The organism is Desulfosoma profundi (assembly GCF_055387865.1).
The window spans coordinates 1658502-1682516 of the sequence record NZ_AP042420.1 but is presented as its reverse complement, the minus strand read 5'-3'; the positions used below and the strand labels follow the sequence as shown (position 1 = coordinate 1682516).

Annotated in this window: 19 protein-coding genes; 5 read left to right on the top strand and 14 right to left on the bottom strand. The window is 55.5% G+C overall.

Annotated features, from left to right (window positions below):
- Nucleotides 1-258 precede the first annotated feature (258 nt).
- Together ACZ5K9_RS07220 and yhbY are read left to right on the top strand one after the other, a co-directional pair.
- Nucleotides 259-1584, top strand: a complete 1326-nt coding sequence (locus ACZ5K9_RS07220; protein ID WP_464273748.1) for a sigma-70 family RNA polymerase sigma factor — start codon at nucleotides 259-261, stop codon at nucleotides 1582-1584.
- A gap of 77 nt (nucleotides 1585-1661) precedes the next feature.
- A complete protein-coding gene (gene yhbY, locus ACZ5K9_RS07215) occupies nucleotides 1662-2084 on the top strand; it encodes a ribosome assembly RNA-binding protein YhbY (RefSeq protein WP_464273747.1) in 423 nt (140 codons plus the stop codon).
- A gap of 75 nt (nucleotides 2085-2159) precedes the next feature.
- On the opposite strand, the gene ACZ5K9_RS07210 is transcribed toward yhbY, so the two are convergent.
- The 6 genes from ACZ5K9_RS07210 to ACZ5K9_RS07185 form a co-directional block, all read right to left on the bottom strand.
- Entirely contained in the window at nucleotides 2160-2648 is a 489-nt protein-coding gene (locus tag ACZ5K9_RS07210; protein ID WP_464273746.1) for a flavodoxin family protein, read from the bottom strand.
- Nucleotides 2649-2675: 27 nt separating this feature from the next.
- Nucleotides 2676-3461, bottom strand: a complete 786-nt coding sequence (locus tag ACZ5K9_RS07205; protein WP_464273745.1) for a phosphorylase family protein — start codon at nucleotides 3459-3461, stop codon at nucleotides 2676-2678.
- A gap of 89 nt (nucleotides 3462-3550) precedes the next feature.
- A complete protein-coding gene (locus ACZ5K9_RS07200) occupies nucleotides 3551-4498 on the bottom strand; it encodes a peptidoglycan-binding protein (protein WP_464273744.1) in 948 nt (315 codons plus the stop codon).
- A 286-nt stretch (nucleotides 4499-4784) separates the two neighbouring features.
- Nucleotides 4785-6821: a PAS domain-containing protein gene (locus ACZ5K9_RS07195; protein ID WP_464273743.1), complete on the bottom strand. Its 2037-nt coding sequence runs from the start codon at nucleotides 6819-6821 to the stop codon at nucleotides 4785-4787.
- 3 nt (nucleotides 6822-6824) lie between these two features.
- Nucleotides 6825-7976 (bottom strand): ABC transporter substrate-binding protein, encoded by a 1152-nt coding sequence (locus tag ACZ5K9_RS07190; RefSeq protein ID WP_464273742.1) that lies wholly within the window; start codon nucleotides 7974-7976, stop codon nucleotides 6825-6827.
- A gap of 270 nt (nucleotides 7977-8246) precedes the next feature.
- On the bottom strand, nucleotides 8247-9539 hold the full coding sequence (locus ACZ5K9_RS07185; RefSeq protein WP_464273741.1) for a TIGR04013 family B12-binding domain/radical SAM domain-containing protein: 1293 nt from the start codon (nucleotides 9537-9539) through the stop codon (nucleotides 8247-8249).
- 35 nt (nucleotides 9540-9574) lie between these two features.
- Here ACZ5K9_RS07185 and ACZ5K9_RS07180 point away from each other — a divergent pair, with 35 nt between their 5' ends.
- The 3 genes from ACZ5K9_RS07180 (at nucleotide 9575) to ACZ5K9_RS07170 (ending at nucleotide 17349) form a co-directional block, all read left to right on the top strand.
- On the top strand, nucleotides 9575-10996 hold the full coding sequence (locus ACZ5K9_RS07180) for a CDP-archaeol synthase (protein WP_464273740.1): 1422 nt from the start codon (nucleotides 9575-9577) through the stop codon (nucleotides 10994-10996).
- Between the two features lie 97 nt (nucleotides 10997-11093).
- Nucleotides 11094-16460 (top strand): excinuclease ABC subunit UvrA, encoded by a 5367-nt coding sequence (gene uvrA / locus ACZ5K9_RS07175; protein WP_464273739.1) that lies wholly within the window; start codon nucleotides 11094-11096, stop codon nucleotides 16458-16460.
- Between the two features lie 13 nt (nucleotides 16461-16473).
- Nucleotides 16474-17349, top strand: a complete 876-nt coding sequence (locus ACZ5K9_RS07170) for an ATP-grasp domain-containing protein (protein ID WP_464273738.1) — start codon at nucleotides 16474-16476, stop codon at nucleotides 17347-17349.
- Here the strand turns inward: ACZ5K9_RS07170 and ACZ5K9_RS07165 are convergent.
- From ACZ5K9_RS07165 to ACZ5K9_RS07130, 8 genes are all read right to left on the bottom strand, one after another.
- Complete coding sequence (locus ACZ5K9_RS07165) at nucleotides 17307-17546, bottom strand: MoaD/ThiS family protein (protein ID WP_464273737.1); 240 nt, start codon at nucleotides 17544-17546, stop codon at nucleotides 17307-17309. The genes ACZ5K9_RS07170 and ACZ5K9_RS07165 overlap by 43 nt on opposite strands.
- Nucleotides 17547-17611: 65 nt before the next feature.
- A complete protein-coding gene (minE, locus tag ACZ5K9_RS07160) occupies nucleotides 17612-17881 on the bottom strand; it encodes a cell division topological specificity factor MinE (protein ID WP_464273736.1) in 270 nt (89 codons plus the stop codon).
- 14 nt (nucleotides 17882-17895) lie between these two features.
- Nucleotides 17896-18690, bottom strand: a complete 795-nt coding sequence (minD, locus tag ACZ5K9_RS07155) for a septum site-determining protein MinD (protein WP_464273735.1) — start codon at nucleotides 18688-18690, stop codon at nucleotides 17896-17898.
- A 34-nt stretch (nucleotides 18691-18724) separates the two neighbouring features.
- Entirely contained in the window at nucleotides 18725-19447 is a 723-nt protein-coding gene (gene minC, locus ACZ5K9_RS07150; RefSeq protein ID WP_464273734.1) for a septum site-determining protein MinC, read from the bottom strand.
- Between the two features lie 5 nt (nucleotides 19448-19452).
- Complete coding sequence (locus tag ACZ5K9_RS07145; protein ID WP_464273733.1) at nucleotides 19453-20151, bottom strand: 5' nucleotidase, NT5C type; 699 nt, start codon at nucleotides 20149-20151, stop codon at nucleotides 19453-19455.
- Nucleotides 20148-22079, bottom strand: coding sequence for a GNAT family N-acetyltransferase (locus ACZ5K9_RS07140; protein ID WP_464273732.1), 1932 nt, complete (start codon nucleotides 22077-22079; stop codon nucleotides 20148-20150). Before ACZ5K9_RS07140 ends, ACZ5K9_RS07145 begins: the two co-directional genes overlap by 4 nt.
- A 95-nt stretch (nucleotides 22080-22174) precedes the next feature.
- Entirely contained in the window at nucleotides 22175-23080 is a 906-nt protein-coding gene (locus ACZ5K9_RS07135) for a formate dehydrogenase accessory protein FdhE (protein ID WP_464273731.1), read from the bottom strand.
- 202 nt (nucleotides 23081-23282) lie between these two features.
- Nucleotides 23283-24014, bottom strand: a complete 732-nt coding sequence (locus tag ACZ5K9_RS07130) for a 4Fe-4S dicluster domain-containing protein (protein WP_464273730.1) — start codon at nucleotides 24012-24014, stop codon at nucleotides 23283-23285.
- Nucleotide 24015: the final 1 nt, after the last annotated feature.

Below are 24015 nucleotides of genomic sequence, written 5' to 3'. Positions count from 1 at the left end.
AAGGGATCCCGGCTCTCTAGCCATTTCCCAGGAAACGGGTTACTTCCATCGATCAGGCAATGCCTTAAGACGCTCGTCAGCTTCGAAATCTTCACGGATTCCATTGACTCGGCATAAAGGCAGGCTTACGGTTATTAAGGTGCCATGGGCCGCTTTCGGGCGGCCTGTCCGCAGTGAACCCGATAAAACAGGAGGGTCACAAGCCGAATTTTTAGAATGATGAGGACTTCAACCTAGGGTGCCCCAGGGAGGATCGCCATGAAAACAATACATGGAGAGCGACTGGATCCTCTGTATCGCTTACGTATGAAAAGCGAGGGGGAGGAAGACTTTGAGCGACTCCTAGACATGGGACTCCTGGGATCCGACGACGGTTTTTTCGCAGAAGACTTGGAAGAGGATGAATCCGTGGAGGACAATCGCAACGGGCTACTTCACGATGACCGGAAAGATCCTCGATGTGACGACCTCCAGCTCTCACCGGCTATGGCTTCTGAGGACATGGAGGTGGACGGTGATGCGACGGTGGAGTTTGAAGAGGATCATGTGACCTGCTATCTCCGCGAGGTTTCTTCTTTCCCGCTGCTGACACCGGAGATGGAAGTTGAGCTTGCCAAAAGGATCCGGGATGGCCAGGACCGTTTGGTACGATTGGTGGAAAACTACAAGGAGCATCATCCGACGGTCAGGGACCTTCATGGCAAGGTGCGGAACCTCTTGGGTCAAGCGAAGACATTCCCGGGCGTTCGGGATAAGGTGCTCAAAGTGATCTCTCGAACCTTGCGGCAGGCCGTGGCGGAAGAACCCCACAACCCGACGCTGTCGGCCATGAGGGAGGAGTGTGACCGAATTATTGCTGAAATCGACGAAGCGAAACATGCGATGGTCAAGGCCAACCTCCGTTTGGTGCTCAGTATCGCCAAACGCTATCGGGGGCGCGGCATGAGCTTCGACGATCTCATTCAAGAGGGTAATTTGGGATTGTTGAAGGCGGTAGGGCGCTATGACCACACGAAAGGAAACCGATTCAGCACTTACGCCACGTGGTGGGTGAGGCAAAGCATCATACGGGGAATTTACGACAAAACGCGCACCATCCGGTTGCCGGTGCATTTCATTGAATTGAAGAATCTGTTCTTCAAAGTGTTTCATGAGCTCGTGAAGGAATTGGGGCGCGAACCCACGGCGGAAGAAATTAGCCATCGAGCGAATATCCCGCCGGACAAGGTGGAAATGGTGCTTAGCCTTGTCAGTCAGCCTTTGTCTTTGGAGATGCCCGTCGGGGATGACGAGCAAAGGTTGAGCGATTTCATTGAAGACGTGGACTGTGCGTCGCCGGCGGAAGGCTGTGAAACCAATGAATTGACGGAAATTACGAGGGAAATTTTAGCGAGCCTTCAGCCAAGGGAGGAGAAAATCTTGCGGCTCCGGTTCGGTCTAGGCGGCCAACCTGGAGAGACGCTGGAGAAGATTGGGAAGAGCTTCAAGGTCTCGAAGGAAAGGATTCGACAGATTGAGAAGAAAGCCCTCAGGAAATTGCGACATCCCAGTAAGCAAGAGCTTCTGAAGCCCTATTTGGACTAAAGGTTCGGGGAAGATTATGGCGAAGGGATCCGGCTTGAGCGGAAGCCGGATCTTTTTTTATTTCGAGGAGGGAGATTATGGCACGAACAACACGCGGCACCTCAGGCAAGGCGCCGTGGTGGCACCAAGGAGTTGATCTTTCTTTGCTGGAATGGGAACCCCTGCCGGCCGGGGACCTTACCGGCAAGCAGCGAGGCTACCTTAAGTCTTTGGCCCATAAATTAGAACCGGTGGTGCGTATCGGTCAGGAGGGTGTGACGCCGGCAGTGGTCTCAGAAATCCGGAAGCAGCTTCTTCACCATGAGCTCATCAAAGTCAAATGGTTAGGGCTTTCGGCAGAGGACGAGTCGAAGAAGGCGCAGGCTGTGGGATTGGCCCGAACCGTGGGGGCACATTTTGTTCAATTGGTCGGCCACGTGATCGTGCTGTACCGGGCTCCCGATGCGGGGGCTTTGGAGGATGGTCGGAGTGTCAAGATCATTCTGCCGACGACGCCGTAAACATTTGATCGTGGGACCGGGGGCGGAGGTTAAAGCCCGCCCTCGGCTGCGCGGGTTCATCAAATGTCACCCGATTCAGGAATTCCCGTGAAGCTTTAAGCACAGTTGGGCCACACGGCGACCGAGTTTACGGGCATGATCCGCTGTTTTTTCATCAGGAGCACCGACACATGCGACGCCGTAATGACCTGTGGCGGATAGGGGATCGCCAACCACAATCATCCCGTAAATCAGAAAGCATTGTAAGATCGACATGATGGTGGTTTCCTTTCCTCCGGTGGGGTCCCCCGACGTGGCAAAGGCCGCACCGACCTTGTCTTCCATTTTCTTGCGCACCCCCACAAAGTCGTCGAAGACCCGTTTGAGGTCGGTGGCCATGACGCCGAAATAAACCGGGGACCCGGCGATGATGCCTGCCGCATTGAGAAAGTCGTCCCGACTGACCTCTTGAGTGGATCGGAGCACGGCGGAGACGCCGTCCACAGATTGCACCCCTTCCGCGACATACTCTGCAAGTTTTTTGGTGTTGCCGGTCCGCGAATAATAAAGCACAAGAACCTGCATCTCTTCAGTACCTCCTTGTCAGAATTGTCACCATTCACTGCTCAGACGCCGGGAAACCTCCGGCCAATTCGCTTCCAAGGATCTGATGGCTTCCAGACCTAATTCAAGATGGATCGGCATATGTTCTGAATAGATTTTTTCATGAAGTTCCTTACTCTTAATGCCTTTTCGTTGCAGAGGCATGTCCGAAACCAGCATGATGGAGCCGATGGGGACTTCATAATGATACGAGACGGAAAAGAGGGTGGCCAGTTCCATTTCGATGGCCAGGATGCGCTGTTTTCTCAAATATTCGACGAAATCTTCGTCGAATTCCCACAATCGCCGATCTGTAGTGTAGACGATGCCGCATTTGGGCTGAAGTCCCACCTTCTTGACGGCCCCGATGCAAAACAGGTTGACGGAGGAGGCCGGAATGGCTGGAAATTCCGGGGGCAAGTAATGCCGACTGGTGCCCTCCCCTCGGATGGCGGCAGAGGGCACCACAAAATGCCCGATTTCTAGGGTATCATCGATCCCGCCGCACATCCCCAACATGATCACGGACTTCAGCCGATCCAGGTACGCCAGACAATGGATAAGCAAGGCCGCCTGAGGGGATCCGATACCGAAGTCAATGAGCGTGCAATTGAGATCAGGCGCGTTGACCAAACGGAAATTGCCCTCACTTTTTTCTCCCCTTGTTTTTTCCTGAAACCAATCGGCATACCGTTTGAAGTTTGTGATGAGGAAATGCTCGCCCATGCGATCCAAGGGAAAATTCGTGTAACGTTCCAGCGTCTGCCGCACATACTCATGCTCTTTCAATCCCATGTCGTGAGCCCCTTGTGGTGCGGTTCGAGCTTTCCTTCCGGAGTTTTCCGCCCTTCGGACTATTGGGAGACTGTTGCTCGGGCCAGCTTTTACTTAGAAAGTTCAGCGGCTGTGGCCGCATCCAAACGCCCTGTGACCGGTAATCCGCGATCGGACTGGAAGTTTATTAAAGCCTGCCGGGTGGCCTGTCCCATCTTGCCATCCGGCGTTCCGGCTTCATAGCCTAAAGCATTGAGCTTGATTTGCGCCTGTTTTAGTGAAAGCGTGGACCCTTGATAGCCGCCGCTCTGACTGATGCCCTCAACGCCAAGACGGCCACCGGTTCCTAACTGGCGGTCCCCCATGGTTTGAGGGGTATAGTTTCTCGCGACGCGCACGAGCTGATTGTAAGCCTCCAGAAAGCCTCCCGCCATCACCTTCCCCTGGGGCGTGTTCGTATAACCCCCAAGTCCTCCTCCGGCACTCCCACCGAAAATGGCTCCGCCAAGACCCCAATCGAAGTTCTTCGAGCTTCCCTCGGCCACACCGACCCGAACACCTGAGCGGTTGTCCACGAGCATAAGCATGACGGCGGCTTCGTTGGCTTTGATGCCCCCGAGGACGGCCCCGGCGACGGCACCCCCGATGCCAAACGCCCCCAAGACGGCCCCGGCGCCTCCTGTTCCTTTTTGACTAATCATGACCTCTGGGGTCAGGCTGTAGTCGGCACTCACCATTTGGCCCTTACCGAAGTTGCTCCCCGCCCTCAGTTCCCCGGTCTGCTGAAGGGCTCTTTCTCCCATCATGGTTTTCATGGCTCGGACACGGTCCACCGCAATAAAACAATTGGACTGCTGGATCAAAAGTCTCAGAACAGGAACCGTCGAGGTCAGCTTATACTGACCTGTGAGGTAGTGGTACCAGTCGGAGTTTTGGTCCTCCTCGACGGCGATGGTTCCCAAAGGCCTGTCACATCGCTCCAAGGAGGCGTTGGCGTTGGCGCTGGTCGCCCCGCCGGCGCTCCCTGTGGCCACCGTTTTGGCTGAAGAGTCCCCCACTTATACGGGCATGCCCGAGCATCCATTCAAGGCAGCGCCCAGCAGAAACAAGGCAATGATGAGCACGCAGCTTTTTGTGGACATGACCATTCCCCCTTTTTCGTGGCAGGATTTTTTTATGCCGTCCCTAACGACACATGCCTCCTTAGGTATCCTTGGACTTCTTGGTGTACCCGGTTATCCCAAAACGTCCCTGAGGATCACCTCCTTCTTAATTTCTTTCCCAATCTTTTGTTGTTCGTGGATAAATAAAACAAAGGCCCATGTTTCCGTCCGAGTTCCCTAGCTATTCAACTTGTCCAGCCTTTCTTTTCTGCATCTTTTCATAGACATCCGGATAGAGATTTTTCATGCACTCGGGGCAAATGCCGTGGGTAAAGAGAATGTCACTGTGCCTGCGGAAATAGCTCTCCAACTGCTCCCAATAACCTTGATCATCCCGTATTTTCTTGCAAGAGCTGCAGATGGGGAGGAGCCCGCTCAGAGTTTTCACTTCGCTGAGAGCCTTTTGCAGATTTGCAATCAGTTGCTCCCTTTCTTCTTGCAAGCGCTTCAAGACGGTAATGTCCGTAATAAACCCCTCAAGCGCCAACAATACCCCATCGTCCGAAAACACTCCTCGGCCTTTTTCCCACACCCACTTTTCTTTATCGTCTTTGGTACGAATTCGGTATAGCAAAATAAAAGGTCGCCGCTCTGAAAGAGCTTCCTGGGCGTCATTCCACACGGACTCCCGATCTTCCGGATGAATCAACTCCCCGTAACTTATGGTTTGGCTGGCCACTAACTCTTCAGGGTGGTATCCGGTCAGGGCGAACGCTCCTTCACTGACGAATTCCATGGTCCAGTGGCGATCGTTTCGGCACCGGTAAACCATGCCCTGCAGGTTGCCCATAAGGGTCCAAAGCATACGCCGGCGTTCCTCCAGTTCTTTTGTCCTCTCTCGCACCTGATCTTCTAAAAATTGTTGATGTCGGGCCGCTTCATGTTCGGCGTGGCGTAAGCTGTCGAGCATGTGCTGCAGCACTTTGCCCAAGGCATCATCTTCTGAAGCCAGCTGAATGTCGTGATCGAAAATTCCTCCCGCAATGTATTTGGCCGTGGAGGCTGTGGTTTGCAGGTATTGGCGCATGTCCTGAAATGCTCCCCGGGCTTCGTGGAGCTGCTCAATGATCGTATCGAAAGCCGCCGCCATGACACCCACCTCATCCGCCCGTTTCAGTTGGAGACTTTCGGCACTGACGGAAAAATCTACATTGAGATCGCCACGGGATAGGCGCCGGAGTTGATCGATGAGGTTCTGAAGATCTTTCAGGGCGATCTGTTGGGACGTCATCATCACGCGTTGCAACGGATTAGTGAGGCGGCGCGTATGGAAAAAACCCACCACGCCCCCCCCAAAAACCGCGAGGACGGCAAAGACGACCACGGCGAGCCCTGTGTGGACCGATTGCTTCTTCGATTCGTCTCGATAGGCGTGGAGAATGGCTTCAAGACTTTTCGTCATCGTGGTCGTGTCTTCACGAATTGCATCCTCTAGACGTATCAGGTTGTCGACCATCGATTTCAAGGAACGCATCTCAAGTCTGATTCGGCCGATGATATCTCCGTAGACCTGCAACCCTTTTTCAACGGAATTTAACGATTCCGGGTCTTCCGAAAGCCTCCCTCTCAGGGCGACAATTTGTTGCTGAGCTCCGTTGGTCGCTTTTTCCAGCAGAACGTAATGCTTTTCATCCCCAGTTTCGATAAACCGCAGTCCGTGCATTTGAATTTCCAAGAAGTTTCTGGCCGTGCTTTCCAGGAGCAGTAAAGCGGCCACGTCTTGGGTCGACACCAGAAGGACTCTCAGGGCGCTCAACCCGTCTTCAATCACGTATTTGTGGTGGTTGAGGTCCTTGAGTGTCCAGTCCTGGATTCTTTGAACGGCGGGGATGACGTCCTTGAACACGTCCTCGAACCGAGAGATCGATGCCTGCACTCTTTCCACGAGCCCCAGGTTCTCCATAGCCGCTTGACGATCTCTCGCCGTATTGAGGTTTTCTTTCAACAAGCGGCTCGTCTGCAAGAAAGCGTTGAGATCCTCCTGTCTTCGTCCCCTCACGTACCCAAGAGCCGACTGGCGCAGCACGGTGGTGTTGTGGGCGATATCCATCGCGAGGTCTATGGAATGTCCCAGATTTTCCGTCATGTGCTCGATGTGGCGTGCGCTTTTGTGAACGCTATAAAAGGCATAGAGACCGAAGACAAGGACGACACCGCATAGACCGGCATAGCCCGCGAGAATCTGCCGGCCCAGGCTTTTTCTGATCCAGTGTTTCATGACTTACCGCCTCCCACACCTTCTGGCGGGTTCATACCAAGATTCCAAAGCGTTTTGAACGGTATCCGCGGCCTTTTTCGCCGTCATTGCATTTCGAATGACAGCGAGCGCCGCATCTTGCATCACGGAATAACCGTCGGGAGTTCCGTCCCGAAGCTTTTCCCATACGAAACGGACATCACTTCCTCTGTCGGCTTTCAAAGCAAAGAAACTCTCAGCGTGGGGATCGGCAAGGGTGGGCAGTGAGCGGTGCATGGGGAAGAAGCCGGGGAGAAGGTTTCCCAAGAATCTTCCGCTTTCCGGTTGACAGATCCAGGAAAGAAAAACTCTCGCTGCTGGCTTTTGTTTCGAGGAGGCATTCAAACCCATTCCGGCATCCAAATGGAATGTGGTCTGCGGCCGAGCGCCTGCTGGGGGCGGTGATGCGAACACACTCCAAGGGAACGACGTGGCATGAGATTTGAGAAAAGGCACATCCCAGGAACCACCGAAGAACATGGCCGCCCGGCCCTGAGCGAAAAGCTGGAGGCTGTCGAAATAGCCAAGGGTTTCATGTCCGGAAATCAAATGCGGTCGAAGGTCTTCCAAGGCACGAAAGGCGGCGACCATGGAGGTATCGTTGAAACATCGGGTTCCGTTGAGATACTCGAGGCGTCCTTCGCGACCCCCGATGAAATTGGGCAAAATATTGAGAAAGACCAGTTCCAGCACGGTCCATGGATCCCCGCTCGTGTTGGCGAACGGAATGAACCCGGCATTGCGGATTTTGTGAGCGGTCGTCAGGAGTTCACCCCAGGTATTCGGAATCGGCAGTTCGAGGCGATCGAAAATGTTTTTGTTGTAATAGATCCCATGAGAGGTCGCAATGAATGGAACGCCATAAACGTGGCCGTCTGCGCCTGTCCAGGGATGCAGGGTTTCAGGATCGAAATTTTCCTTGAGCCCCGGTATATCGTCCAAGGGTTCAAGAAAGCCTTGTTCATATAACATTCGGGATTTGCTGAAGGATCGGAGATAAAACAAATCCGGGCCGGTGCCGGCTTTCAGTTGTGCTTCCAAGACGGCGTCGTAATGGGGCGCCGTAGTGGGATCGAAAAGAATAAGAATCTCAGGGTGGGATGCCCGAAACTCCTCCAAAAAAAGATTCATGGGCATGATGTCTTCCGTCCTCCAGGAACCCATGGTGAGCACGGCACGTGGCAGGATCTCTTCACCGTGCAGGGGAAACGAAGGCGTAATGAGGCTAAGAACAAACATAAAGATAAGGAGGAAGGATTGCCTAGAGCTTGGACGAAACACCAAGGGACACCGCATCGGGGTCCTCCGAGGGGCGATCGAGAAGGTCAAATCAAGAAGGGAAACGCGTGGATTCCACGGGTTACGTAACAAAATCTGTTTAAGTCAGCTATTAAAAAATAAACGAAATCACTGATCCCAATTTTGCGCCCATTGGGCCTGGGCCTTCCATTGACCAAAGAGTTTCCCCTGAGAAATCAGTCTGTCAAGTCGGGCGCGGATCTCTTCCGGAAGGGTTTCCGCCTTTCGCACACCCCAAGGAGAACCGGGAAGAGGCATGAAGGTATGGGCATGGATTCGGGCTCCCTCTTCGGCCAATTCCTCCATGAAATCCACGGTTCGGATCATCTGCTGTCGAGTCTCTCCGGGCAACCCGAGGATGAAATCCACGATAGGTCGTATCCCGAACTGTTTCATCAGGGTGGATGCCCTTCGCACATCGTCGACGGTGTGGCCTCGGTCCATACGATGCAGCATTTCCGGGTCGCCGCTTTGAGCCCCCATGACCATTTGGCGGTTGTCGGCATAGCGGACGACGAGCTCCAGAATTTCGGGGTGGACCCAATCCGGGCGGACTTCCGAAGGGAACGTGCCAAAAAAGAGCCGTCCTGCTTGGAATAATCGCTGCCGTAGTCCCGAAAGGAGTTCTCGAAGCGCCCTCAGATTGGGGAGTCTTCCATCCACCGAACCGTAGGCAAAGGCGTTCGGGGAAATAAAACGGACATCCGTGCGGCCTGCACGAATCATGGCCTCAACCGTCTGGAAAATCGAAGCGGGGCTTCTATGGCGGAGCCGCCGCCCTTTGAGACGCGGGGTTTGGCAGTAACGGCAGTTGTAAGTGCACCCCCGGGTAATTTCAATGGGACCGTATTTCCCATGCCCCAGCGGGAGTGCGGGGAAGTCATCCAAGGAAATTCGAACCGGGCGACCTGTGAACACCGGGCCAGCCGGAGTGCGAAGGTAAAGACCAGGTAGTGAATCGAGAGGAGCCTCTTCGGCCCACCGCCGAACCAGCTCGGGAAACACGGGCTCCCCGTCCCCTGAGCAAACGACGTCGAACCCGGCCTGAAGAACCGAGCGTGGACTGGCGGACGGGTGAGGCCCCCCTGCGGCAAGAAGCAAGCGATGGCGTTCCGCAAAATGTTTCAACTCGCGGACCTCTCGAGCCGTTTCCGACCACTGAGACGTCATGCACGAATAGGCGATAAGAAGACGGGGGTACGTCTCCAACCATTTCCGGAGCGTTGCCGACGTCTCGGCCTTTGTTCTGGTATCCAACCAAAGAACCTGTATATTATGCCCGCTCTGCCGGGCCTCCAAGGAGGCCAATAAGGCCAAAAAACTGTAGCGGTTCCGAGGATGATATCGAAAAACAACGGCATGCGGCTGGTGCGTGGTTTTTGCAGACAATGGCCTGTGCATCGCGGCGTGCTTCCAAATATCAAAGGATCGAAAGAATGAGCGTGCAGCATTTTTTAAGTGCTCTGGTGCTCCTGTGGCTGATCAACTTCGCCCCTCCCCTGCTGGCATTCCTTTTCGACAAACGTTGGTCGGCTCCTTTGGACGGCGGCCGCCTGTTCTGGGATGGGAAACCTCTGTTCGGTCCGCACAAGACGATCCGGGGGATTATCGGTGCCGTGGTCATGGGTTTTGCCGTGGCGCCCATGATGGGCTTGCCGGCGGTTGTGGGCGGAGGTGCGGCCGTTTTGAGCATGATCGGGGATCTGGTGTCCAGTTTCATCAAGAGGCGTTTCAATCTTCCCAGCGGGAGCACGGTGCCGCTTCTGGACCAGCTTTTCGAAGGAGTGTTTCCCATCCTCGCCCTTTTTCCCTACGTGGGCACCCACCCGCTTGCCATCGGCATCCTTGTGAGCTTGTTCTGTATCGGTGCCCATTTGGGATCTCATTTTTTCAAAAAGATTCTCCTACAGCAACCTTTCGATGGCTACCCCAGACCGGTCAACACGCGCGTGCGATTTCGGGAATTGACCAGCTGTCAGATCCGTTCGGTTCCGTGGGCACACCTGTTCCATTTTGAAGATGTGGTGATGTACCGAGTGGTGATGAAAACCGTTTTTCGCTGGCTGCGGCTTCTCGAACCGGGTCGGGCCAACGCGTTAAATATCACGAAGCGTCGACTCAGCTTGTCTTTCCCGAATCTCCCCGATGCCTTCGACGGCTACAAGCTGCTCCTCATGACGGATCTGCACCTGGACGGCCTCGACGGTTTGGTGGAAATGCTCCAGGGGCTGCTTGAAGACGAGCCTGCGGATTTGTGCCTTCTGGGAGGGGACTACCGCATGGAAAACTACGGTCCCAGCGATGAAGCCATCCGAAGGCTCCGTCTCCTGGTGCCGCACATCAAGGCTCGAGATGGCATTCTGGCGGTCTTGGGTAATCATGATTGTCCGGAAATGGTCCAGGCTTTGAAAAATGATGGCGTTCGTTTTCTCGTCAATGAAGCCGAATGCATTCATCGGGAGAGTCATCGTCTGTGTGTGGTCGGGGTGGATGATCCCCATTACTTCCGCGCGGATGATCTTTCGGCCGCGCTGGCCCAGGTTCCCCAAGGATCATTCGTCATTCTCCTGGTGCATTCTCCAGAGCTTGCCGAAGATGCCGCACGTTACGGCATTCCTCTGTACTTGTGCGGGCATACCCATGCGGGCCAGATTCAGATCCCTCATATCGGGCCTCTTTTTACCCACAGCCGGTCCCCTCGGGTTTTTGCTCAGGGGCTCTGGAAACACCGCGGCATGATCGGATATACGAGTGCCGGCGCCGGGGTTTCCGGTGCCCCGGTCCGATTCCGGACCGAGGGAGAAATTGTCTGCATCACGCTGAGGAAAGGGCCTGGAGAAAACGATTTTCATGCCTAAGAATCCCTATGGTCGGCGCATCAGATTCTAAAAATCAGGCGCATTCGGCCTCCTCCCCAAACGTCGGCACAGAAGAAACACCTGGTTGGAAAAAACGATGGGTGCAAAACCTTCTCCCGAAGAAACTCCATCCATTCGATTACGTGGGGTTCGCCAACACAACCTCAAGAATCTGGACCTGGACATCCCCCTGTATCAACTCATTGCGGTGAGCGGTGTCAGCGGCTCTGGAAAATCCAGTTTGGCAATCCATACGCTCTACGCCGAGGGGCAGCGGCGATACGTCGAGACCTTTTCACCATATGCCCGCCAGTTCTTGGAAAGGATGGACCGTCCCGACGCAGACCTTATCGAGGGGATTCTTCCAGCCATCGCCATTGAACCCGGCGTTACAGTACGCAGTTCCCGGTCCACCGTGGGAACCATGACGGAAATCACCGATCATTTGAAATACCTCTACGCCTTGTTAGGGGTCCCCCATTGTCCGAAATGTGGAGACGTCATCCGCAAGGAGGATCCTGAATCAGTTTTCGATCGGCTCAAACATCTGCCCTCGGACGCTCGGGTCATCATTGCCTTTTCCTATCGCCCCACGAGCGCGATGTGGCCCCAGGAACTCATCTCCCAGGGGTTTCTGCGTGTTTGGGTCGCCGCCGAGGTTTTGAACCTTGAGGATCTGCCACGGGTAGAGTCTGAGCGCAAAGCGTTCGAAGAGGTCCTCGTGGTTGTGGACCGCCTTGCATGGGCCAAAGCGGAACCTCCAAGAGTGCTGGATTCCCTGCGGACGGCCTTTGCCATGGGCCGCGGTGAGGTGGCGGTCATCATCGTGGGCGGCGAAACTCTGAGATTCTCTCAAGAGCTCAAGTGCGCCCGTTGTGGAGTGGATATCGAACCGCCTTCGCCCAATCTGTTTTCCTTCAACAGCCCCTTGGGGGCATGCCCCCATTGTCGGGGATTCGGGCGGCTTATCGACGTGGATTTGGATCTGGTCATTCCAGATCCACGGTTGTCATTGAAACAAGGGGCCGTGCGGCCATGGACCCCGGACCGCATGGAATACGAGGAACTCCTGGATTTTTGCCGGCGGGAAAACATCCCTGTCGACGTTCCCTTTCAGGAGCTTTCCGAGGCGGATCAACGCAAGATCATTGACGGTCACGAGGGGTTCTACGGAATCCGAGGCTTTTTCCGATGGTTGGAGTCCAAAACCTACAAAATGCATGTTCGGGTTTTTCTATCGCGCTATCGAGCGTATGTCCCGTGCAATGTCTGCGGCGGCAGCCGGTATCGGGACACGGCTCGGATGTATCGACTCCACGGGGTGGCCATTCATGAACTTTGCGCATGGTCAGTCAAGCGGTGCCGGGCTTTCTTTGATACTCTTTGGGAGCAATGCCGAAGGGATCCGGCGACGGCTCCCCTGGTGTCCGAGATTCGCCATCGTCTCCAGTTTCTCTGCGATGTGGGTTTGGACTATCTAACCTTAGACCGCCAGTCCCGAACCCTTTCAGGAGGCGAGGTGCAGCGGGTTCACCTGACTCGGGCGTTAGGATCCGCCCTCACCCATGTGCTTTATGTGTTGGACGAGCCCAGCGTAGGGCTTCACGCCAGAGATCAGGAGCGGCTTATCGGCCCTTTGCGCCGGCTCGTGTCTTTGGGAAACACCGTGGTCCTCGTGGAACATGATCCGGACATGCTGCGCCTGGCCGATGTCGTGATTGATATGGGGCCGTCCGGGGGCGAGCGCGGAGGCGAAGTGCTTTACCAGGGCCCACCCGAGGGGCTTCCGTTGGTGCGGGAGAGTTTAACGGGACGCTACCTCTACCGGACCTGCTCCGCCCTCGAAAGTGCCGCAAGACGCCGACCCTGTGTTCCGTCTCTCAAATCCATCACTATTCGAGGGGCTTCAGAAAACAACCTGAAAAACCTGACCGTATCCTTTCCCCTCGGACGTCTCATCGGTGTGAGCGGCGTATCGGGTTCCGGAAAAAGCACACTCGTAGAGACGACTCTCTATAACGGATGGCGGCGGTTTAAGGGGCTTCCGGGGGAACGACCCGGGCGGTGTCAATCCTTCGAGGGCGGCGATTTCATTGCCGACATGGTTCTTGTGGATCAGAAGCCCGTGGGACGCTCCCCTCGAGCGAACCTGCTCACATACACCAAAGTCTTGGATCCCCTGAGAAGACTTTTTGCCGCCACGCCGGAGGCACGGCTCAAGGGATATGGGGAAGGACACTTTTCTTTCAATGTCCCCGGTGGTCGTTGTGACCACTGTAAGGGGGAGGGGTTTCTCAAGGTCGAAATGCAGTTCCTTGCAGATGCCTACGTGCGGTGTCCGGTATGCGACGGCCGTCGGTTCCGCGATGAGGTGTTGGAGATCCGGCTCCGGGGTCTTTCCATCGCCGATGTTTTGGAAAAAACAGCTCGGGAAGTTCTTGAGACCTTCTCCGATGTGGAGCCCATCCGAAAGAGCTTGGAGTCCGTTGCCGCCATAGGTCTGGACTATCTTCGCCTCGGGCAACCATTGACAATGCTCTCGGGGGGGGAAGCCCAGCGGGTAAAACTGCTCCGCTACCTCGGGATGAATCCTCCAACGTCTGGGGACAAAGGGGTTTTTTTTATTCTAGACGAGCCCACCGTCGGGCTTCACCCCCATGACCTTCAAAAACTGATCGCAATTCTTAACCGCTTGGTGGATGCGGGCCATACCGTCCTAGTTGTGGAACACAATTTGGAGTTGTTGAGTGCCTGCGACTGGATGATCGATCTGGGTCCCGAAGGTGGCGAGGAAGGGGGCCACGTGGTGGTGTGCGGCGCCCCGGAACAGGTCGCGGCCCATGCGACCAGCCACACGGGTCGGTATCTTCGGGATCGGGGATTTGTGGGGATCGAAAGACCAAGGAATGTGCCCGGCGCGGATTTCTCTTCCTCTTCCCTGAAGTGGCATCCAGTGGCCACGCCGGCCCATATCGAGATTCGCGGCGCCCGGGAACACAATCTCAGAGTGGATCAGTTAAAATTGCCGCTCAATCGCATGACGGTTTTTACGGGACTCAGCGGTTCGGGGAAATCTTCTCTGGCCTTCGACATCCTTTTTGCGGAAGGACAACGGCGCTATCTCGAGTGCCTTTCCACTTTCGTTCGACAATATTTCAAGATCTTGGAAAAACCCGATGTGGACCAGATCCTGGGACTTCCGCCGACCGTGGCCATTGAACAGAGAATATCCCAGCTGGGCCGCAAATCCACCGTGGGCACGATCACGGAAATCTATCATTTCCTGCGCCTGGCATTTGCCAAGCTGGGACGCCAGCATTGCCCCCATTGCGGGTTGCGGCTCGAAGCCATGAATCCCGATACTATAGTGCGCCTTGTGGAGCACGAAATCCGCTCTCGGCACGGCCTCCTTCTTGCCCCGCTCGTTCGGGGTCGGAAGGGCATTTATAAAGACCTTTTTCACAAGTTAGTCAACTTGGGTTTTCACCAGGTGCGCATAGACGGCGTCGTGCAGCCTCTTGTCCCCATTCCTGCCATCGCCCGGCATCGTGAGCACGATATTGAGCTTGTCGTTTTAGAGTCTGGCGGTATGGGCAGATTGAACGTGGGGGCTTTGCAAAAGCATATCCTGGAAGCGCTCACCTTGGGTGGCGGCACAGTCATCGTTTCAAGGGATCAAGACCTCTTCTTCAGTCGTCACTTGATGTGTCCGAAATGTCAAAAAAGTTATGCCCCGTTGGATCCTCGCCTTTTTTCCTTCAACAGCCGGCACGGCATGTGCCCGCGATGCGACGGCACCGGACTCCAAGGGGACCGGACGTGCTCCGAATGCCACGGCATCCGGTTGAACGCTCAGGCTCGATCGGTACGCTTGAAGGACTTTTCCATTGGCGAGCTCGTGGATCTGCCTCTTCGCGAATTTCATCAAGCGTGGAAGGACCTGCGATTCGAGGGCGCTGAACGTGCCGTGTCCGATCCCATTTCGAGGGAACTGACCGAAAGGGTAGACTTTATCATGAATGTGGGCCTGGAGTATCTCACCCTCAATCGATCCGGAGAAACACTTTCCGGTGGAGAAGCTCAGCGCTTACGGTTGGCCGCCCAACTGGGGTCGAACCTCCGCGGGGCGTGTTACATCCTCGATGAACCGACCATAGGGCTCCACCCGGTTGACAACACCAGGCTTTTGAAAAATCTTCGGGCTCTCGTGGATAGAGGAAACACGGTCCTTGTTGTGGAACACGACGAGGACACAATGCGAGCGGCGGACTGTGTCGTGGAGCTGGGCCCTGAGGCCGGCACCGGAGGCGGCCGCGTGGTCGCTCAGGGGCCATTTCAGGCCTTGGTGCGTCGTCCGGATACCCTGACAGGAACGTGGTTTGGCGAAACCCGTTTTTCGCGGAAATTTTCTGGGCAGAAAAATGTTCCGGGAACTGCCGGGTGGCTTGTGCTTCGAGGTGCTCGGGCCAACAATCTGAAAAATATCGACGTCCGCATTCCCTTAGGTGCGTTCGTGTGCATCACCGGGGTTTCGGGATCGGGCAAAAGTTCCCTCCTTTACGATGTGCTCAAGATTGCTCTCGAAACTGTTAGACAAAAAGGACAGCTCGATCCTGCGATTCCTCTCGATGCCATCGAAGGCTATGAATCCGTTCGGCGCATCGTCGAAGTGGACCACTCGCCCATTGGGAGGACCCCGCGATCGACGCCGGCCACGTATGTGGGCATTTGGGACGAGATTCGAAAGCTTTTTGCCGCTGTGCCCGAGAGCCGAGCCAAAGGATTTCGAGAGGGTCGCTTCTCCTTTAACGTGAAAGGTGGTCGGTGCGAGGCTTGTTCAGGCCAAGGGCGCATTCGCGTCGCCATGAGTTTTCTCCCTGATGTGACGGTGCCGTGCGAGGCGTGTTCGGGAAAGCGCTTTAATCGGGAGACGCTGAGCATTACCTACCGCGGGGTGAACATCGCCGATGTGTTGCAGATGACGATTTCCGAAGCCCGGCGCTTCTTTTCTCCCGTTCCTTCCATTGTTCGTCCTCTGGTTGTTCTGGACGAGTTGGGCTTGGGCTATTTGACGTTGGGCCAGCCCAGCCCGACCCTTTCCGGTGGGGAAGCCCAACGGATCAAGCTGGCTGCTGAACTCACCAATCACAGAGCTCATACGCTCTACCTGCTGGATGAGCCGACCACGGGGCTGCATCGGGCCGACATCGGCAAGCTCTTGGGAGTCCTGAGGGCTTTGGCCGCTCAAGGACACACTATTGTGGTGATCGAACACAACCTGGATATCGTGGAAGCTTCCGATTATGTGGTGGACTTGGGGCCGGGCAGTGGCGACCGAGGGGGGCTTGTGGTGTTTAGCGGGACGCCTGAGGACATGCGTCATCATGGACAGGGCTCGGTGACCGCGGAAGCCCTCCGCCGCCATATGGGCGATCGAGACACCAAGGCTGAACACACCGGATAAGAGGTGAATTTCTGTGGTCTTATCCTATCATCCAGTGATCGAGGGGGATGTGAACAGGCTGTGCGCCGGCCGCGAACTTGATGAAGAAGACCGGCAGTGGATGAAACGTGCCGATGCGATCATCTTGCCGCAAGGTTGCCGAGAGTCTTTTTACCGGGCGGCCGTGAGGCACTGTCGCCATGTGTTTCCCAATTATCGCGCTCGATTCCTCTACCCGGGAAAAATCGGCGACATTCGCCTGTTCCGCGCTCTCGGACTGCCCCACCCCCCAAGCCGCCTATTTCTCTCCGTAAATCATTGTCCAGCGCATTTCTGGATCGGACTTCGGTATCCTATCGTTATGAAGAGCGCTTACGGCGGCGAGGGATCCTTGGTGTTCAAAGCGGACTGCCCGGAGGAAGCCCTCCGTTTTTTGAAAATCTATGAAGGCATGGAGCGCAGCGGATTCCCCGGTTTTGTGGTTCAGCCTTTCGTAGAAAACGACGGTCGGGATCTGCGCGTCGTCGTTGTGGGACAGACGATGATCAGTTATTGGAGGGTCCAGAAAGATCCATCCAACTTTCTGCACAATGCCGCCCAGGGAGCGGAGATCGACGCCGCCGCTGATCCGGAACTCCAAGCGGTGGGGCGTTCTTGGGTTCGTTCTTTGTGTCGTCTGACCGGGATTGATTTGGCCGGTATCGATCTTCTATTCTCTCTAAAAGGTCTGGAAAAACGGGAACCGCCGGTATTCTTGGAAATCAATTGGTACTTCGGCCGTAAGGGGCTCGGCGGAAGCGAAGCCTTCTACACCTTGCTCCAAAAAGAGGTGAGGGCATGGCTGGAAAATTTGGGGTTCTCTCCCGTTCAGCCGCCGCCCACAGGCGGGAAAAAAGCGACGCGCTCGTGACCCGCAAGAACCGCATCCCAGGAGGAGACGATCCCGTTGACCATGATGAGTTTGACGTCTTCTTCGGGAAGGCCCAATTGCTGCACCAGAGCCCTGATCGTGGTTCCCGAGGGTACGGTGACGGCTAAGCCAGTTAACGGGTCGTAACCGGGGACATACTTTCGGAGTGTAGCGGCTAGAAGCACTTGAAGCGGCATGGTATTCCTCTATGGGTCGGACCTTGCAGGATCCGCTTGCGGCGGCGTGGCGCTTCGGGAAAAAATCACGTCGCGGCAGCGTTGCGGTAGACCCTCTTGATATGCACATTGGAAATGAGAGCCGTGTAATCCTTTCCCTTTTCAAAATCGACTTTAATCGTTTTACGGTCGATTTCCATATATCTCGAGAGGACGTCGATGATGTCGTTCTTGATGGCTTCCATCAGTTGTGGAGAGATGTCGAGCCTGTCGTGCATGAGGACGACACCTAGCCGTTGTTTGGCCGTATCGGCGCTCCCTCTTTGACGGAAGAAATTCTGAATGGTTTTCAACATGACGACATCTCCTTTTACGCGCCGAAAATCCGCTTGAATCGACTGAAAAACCCGCTTTCTTCTTCCTCGTCATCCAGAGGGACGTTTTCGCCGTTGAGCCGAGCGGCGATTCTCTGAAAAGCTTGCCCAGCCCGGCTGCCTCGCTCGTGAACCAACGGGACGCCGCGGTTCGTGGAAACCACCACCTCGCTGCTTTCCGGGATGACGCCGATAAGGGGGATGGACAACAAAGAGACGATATCGGCCGTGGACATCATATCACCTTTTTTGACCATCTTCGCATTGAGACGGTTGATGATCAGATGAATCTCTTTGAGCAAGTTGGCTTCCAAGAGACCGATGACCCGATCGGCATCTCGAATGGCGGAAACTTCCGGCGTGGTGACCACCAAAGCCTTTTGGGCCCCGGCAATGGCGTTTTTGAAGCCCCGTTCGATGCCGGCGGGGCAATCCACGATCACATAATCGTTTTCTTCGGCCAGTTGTTGGCACAGGGTCTTCATCTGGTCGGGGGTGACGGCATCCTTTTCCCGAGTCTGAGCTGCGGGAATAATGTGCAGAGTCTTGAGTTTACGATCTCGGATCATCGCTTGTTCGATGCGGCATTTGCCTTCGACGATGTCCACAAGGTTGTAGACGATGCGGTTCTCCAATCCCATGACGACATCAAGATTGCGTAAGCCGATATCCGCATCGATGAGGACGACTTTGTAGCCTTTCTTGGCCAGCGCCGTCCCCAGATTGGCGACGGTAGTGGTTTTGCCGACGCCCCCTTTTCCTGACGTGACAACGAGCGTTTGTCCTGCCATGGCCCTTCCTTCCTTGCCGAAGCTCTGGTCTGTCCTAAAATCGGGTGACTTGTATGCGGTCCCCACGGACCTCGGCGACCTCGTAGCGTTTGGGCTTCATCGTCCTTTCTCGCGGCGGGACCGCCACCACATCGGCGATACGCAGCTGCTGGGGTTCGATGTGGAGCCCCCAAATTTTGGCGGTTCGATCTCCATAGATCCCCGCGTGGGCAATTCCTCTCAAGGTGCCAAAGACGATGATGTCCCGCGCCGCGAGAATTTCAGCCCCCGGATTCACGTCGCCTAGGATGATCAATTCCGCGGGTGATTCGATACGCGTTCCGGACCGACAGGTTTGCCGCACCACCAGCGGAGCGCTCTCACTCTCGGTGGTTTCGTGCTCCAAAGCCCGGTTTGCTCGAGGTGGATTTCCATTTGTCGGATTCCAGGCCGGAATTGTGACGGTCATTCCCAGCACACCCGAAACCCATGTCAAAAAGGGTTGGAGATTTTCCCCTAGGCGAATTTCTTGGAGTTCAATCCCGCCCACATCTTCTAAAAGTGTACGGATGACTTGCACTTCGTCCACATGAAAATCCCGCTCTCGGAGATCCAGAATCATCCGGGATTTTTGAAAGAATCCCCGGGATTCGGTGACTTTCTTTCGCAGCTCCCCCAAAAGGTTTTCCAGCGGGGCCTCTGCCCCCAAGACGAGTAAAAAACCGTCTCGGTCCGCTTTAATCTGAAAACTCGGCTGCTGAGGGATACGCTTGAGCATGGTGGTCACCCTTCGGGCAGATTGTCGGGGATTTTGTCCGATGAGCACGACGCCATTCGGTCGAGCTGCAAAACGCTTTGAAGCTCCTCCCAGGTGGACACCCTCGGAAAAGGTGCCGGTTCTCGGTTCCAAGGCTGATCGAATAGGATAGGCTGGATCCCGTTTTGAGCGAGAAGATGACAAGTCTCCAAACGGTCTTCCACGAAATGGCGTACCTTGAGGTCGTGCAGAATGCGATGCTTCTTTTCGGGATCTCCGGTGGCAATCACGGTGATGCAGCGGCGATCGACCCTGGGCAGAAGGGCATGCAGCCATCGCTCGATGGATTCGGGCCACACACGGGCCGTGACAAAGCGCAATGGTGTCAACTGAGCCAGCTGCTCCAGAACCTGAGGGGCACCCGCCATGGCCGGGATTTTGGCCGTGTGTTCGTCGTCCAGGGTCAAGCAGATCAATTCGTCGATGACATGGGGAGGGGCGGCGACGCATCGATGCAGATCGTAACACGTGAGATGCTCCTTGGTGAGGTCCCGCAACCCATAGCGCTCGCGGGCCAAGTCCACAAAAACCTTCATGGTATCTGCCACCACGCCGTCAATGTCAAAGGCCAGGTGTTTGGGGTCAATCGACCCGATGGAAGAAGTGAAGGGGACTGCTTTGAATGATGGATTGGACCGTCCTGAATCAGAACTCAACCAGCTCATGGGGCTCGGGACTCCTCGGAACCGGATTCCGCCGCTTCGGTAAAGCAGACTTGTGCGGGTTGGTCGAAACGAAAAGAAATCTCGTAGATCCCATCTTCCAAGGTGCTGTGGATGACATAACCGACTTTGTGAAAAACCGAGAGCATCTTTCTATTGGAAGCCAGGACATAGGCCGTGAAGCCCGTGATGCCCTTGGCCTTGGCGATTTCACACAGGTAATGGAGGAGGAAGGTCCCGATACCTTTACGCTGCCATTGCGCCCGGACGGCGAAATCCACTTCGGCCATGTTCGTCTTCTGATCCAGAATGTACCGGCCGAGGCCGATGATGGTTTCCGCTCCAATTTCCCCGATGACTCCCACAATGGCCATCTCTTGTTCGTAATCGATGTTGCACATGGCCTGGGTATCCCGATGGGGAAACACGCGCATGGCCGATAAGAAACGATAATAAATGTCCTGGTCAGGCAGCGAATAGAAAAACTCCTGAAGGGCTCGCTCGTCGGTGGGTTTGATGGGCCGGAAAAAGACTTTTTCATTTTCTGGAAAGATCTGATGTGTTTCCCATTGGCCCGGATACAGCGGCTCGAAGATGGGAGGCAGAATCTGGTCTTGGTAAACGTATCTGAGCCGCTTGGCTTCTTCCAAAAGCTTCTCCCGAAACTTGGGATGGGCGATGTTGATGAGCGCCAACGCCCTTTCTCGGATGGTTTTCCCGTGAAGAGAAGCGATACCGAACTCGGTCACCACAAATTGGACAACGCTTCGGGAACTCACCACGCCAGCGCCGTCCGTGAGCCGGCTGACGATTCGTGATTTTCTTCCATCCGGGCTAGTGGATGGGAGGACAATGATGGTTTTTCCTCGGTGGGCGCTTGCCGCACCGAGCATGAAGTCGACGTAGCCACCGATTCCACTATAGATCCGCTGGCCGATGGAATCGGCGCACACTTGGCCTGTGAGATCGATTTCCAGGGCGGAGTTGATCGCCGTCATTTGGTCGTTTTGGCTGATGATCCGGCTGTTGTTCACATAGTCGATGGGATGAAATTCCACCTGCGGATTATTATGGACAAAATCATAGAGCTGGCGGGATCCAACGCAGAAACTGGTGATTATTTTACCCCGGTGTAAGGACTTTTTCCGGCCTGTAATGACGCCTTTTTGGATGAGCTCCAAATGAGCGTCGGTGATCATTTCCGAGTGAACGCCCAAGTCTTTCTTGTCCACAAGGTACCGGAGCACTCCGTTGGTGATCCGCCCGAGGCCTACCTGGATTGTCGCTCCGTCCTCCACAAGGCTGGAGACATAACGGGCCATCCGTTCCGCCATGGCACTCTTTTCGCGGTAGGTCATTTCCAGGAGCGGTTCCTCGTATTCCACAAAATGGTGAATGCGGCTCACATGCAGAAAGGTGTCTCCCAAAGTTCTGGGCATGCGGGGATTGACCTGGGCGATGACCACCTGGGAATGTTCTGCGGCGATTTTGGCGACGTCCACTCCAATCCCTAAAGAACAGAAGCCGTGATCGTCCGGAGGGGACACTTGCACAAGGCTCACGTCGCGACCCAGGGCGCTCTCTTCGCGAAGGAGCTTGGGAACCTGGCTGAAATACAACGGAATGTAATCCGCCAAACCTGTATTGGCCGCTTTTCGGCTTTTCGGTCCTAGAAAAAAGGTCCGCAGGCGACAATGTTTTGACAGATCCGACCAATCCTCAGGAAGAGCCCCCATGGAAAGAGCCTGGAAGATCTCCACATCGCGATACCGAGGCAGGAGTTCCAGCATCGCTCGTACCAAATGCTGCGGTTCAGCCGCCGCGGATCCCACAAAGATCCGGCACCCATCCTGTAAAACCCGCGACAGAATGTCCGGAGCTTGTCCCAACCGCTCGCGGTAAAGGGTCGGCCACTGTCGTGTCCAAGCCATCAGATCGTTCTTCCTCGAGTTTTCGGCCCATCCTGATTTTCGGTTCTGTCGAAAGCATGCTCTCTAGGGCATAATGAAGGCAAGGTTGCACTGAGTCAAGACGGAACGGCCGACGAGTTTGCGCCATAGACGGCCGGGGCTGGAGATGGCGGTGTCTTCCACTGGGCTTTCTGGGCCACCAAGTCAAGATGCAAAGTGGTCCACTCCTCCAAGGGAATCCACGGGGGGTACAGCATCTCGCGCGCGTCTATGGTTTTGAAATAATGGTGGCATTCCACACAGTAATCAATGCGATAACGGGGCTCTTCTTCCGCGTAAAGATACCCCAAGGCGTCATGGCGTCGATTCCCACAGAAGGGACATTGGAACCGTGCCAGCCGCCATACCGTGCCGCACCAGGAGCAGTGTGCCCGCCGCTGCCCTTCCCGTTCAAGGCTGATCAGTGCTGGAAGGGAACCACAAACGGGACAATAGCCCTGCTTCCAAATATCGTCCGGGGAAGCCTTTTTTAACAACTCTTCCGCCGTTCGTTCGACACTGGGGCGAAGACAGCTGCGAGCCACGTACAGGAGGGATGGCAGATCCACTCCGGCGGTTTCCACCCACTCTTCCCACGGGTTCCACTCATGGTGCAAAAAACTTTCCCACACCGCGTCCTTCGCCGATGGATTTTGGGCCAGGGCATGAGAAAGAGCTGAACACGCACCGGACAGCTCTTGATTGTGTGGGGGAACGCCTTCGGCAATGGCGCGAAGCACGTCTTCGGCGGTGTGGATATCCAATGGAAATTCCCAGCGTCGCAGCAGTGGGCGACCTGAACTCCATAGATGACGCATATGGTCGGCGTCCATGGAGATGGGAGGAAGCGTGCAGCGGGGCTTGGCCCGTAGTTGCGCTGTAAAGAGCTTTTCCAGGAAATCATAGAGTTCCTGGTAGGCCGGTTTCAACGATCTTGAGAGTGAGATCGCTTTTCGCATGACGGTTTCAGGATCTTGTGGCATTGAACGTCCTTCCCTCGAAAAACGAGGGACGGGGAAACCCGTCCCTCAAAACACTCATCTCAGAGCTTCCAAATTGTCGGCCACACCCCACCCCAGGTTCTCTGGAATGTTCGCTTTGCGACCGATCGCGTCCGACCGACCATGCGTCGCCCTCTAAGGCCTGGCGCGCCGGTGTGCACAATGATCGATCCGCCGCGCCCTCCTAGCCTAAGGTCAGGCTCTTGGCCATTGTCCTGGCCGGCTGGAACAGGCGCCGCAGGGCCAATTTCCGGTTAATGCCGGATCCCAAACTCGCCACGGCGTGACTATGGTACTTGGTCGGATCGTCCACCACAAGGTAGATCACCCGGACCTCGTCGGGGTTGAGAAGCTGTGCCTTGGGATATTGGCCCTTCACATCGTTAAGGCGTGTGCGGGCGAGATCCAGCATGCTTTCCCGAGGGCCGAAATTCATGGCTCCCGTTGGACAAATCTTGACGCATGCCGGAATCAAGCCGTTTTTCACTCGGTCGATGCACATGGTGCATTTGACGATCCGACCGTCTTCCCGAGCACGGGGAACGTCATAGGGGCACGCCCCGCGCACGTCGTCAATGGGGGCCTCCTTGGATTTTTCCGTATAGACGACGGCCCCCGTTTCTTCATCGTGGATCACCCCGCCTTCCGTGTAGCCGGCGATGGCATCCTTGCACGGGGGTTCAAGACAATGGCGGCATTGGTCGGCGAAGAAGTACCAAACGGGTTTGTTGTTCACCTCGGATTCGCTGAACCGGACCAGTTTGAAGGTGTTCCCGTCCAAATCCGGTGGGTTCTGGTGGCTTCCCAGATTTTTGGTCATACTGGCGCCGTTTTGGTTCCAGTTCTTGCACGCAATCTGGCACCCACGGCAGGCCGTACATCGGGTCGTGTCGATGAAGAAACTCATTCCTGCCATG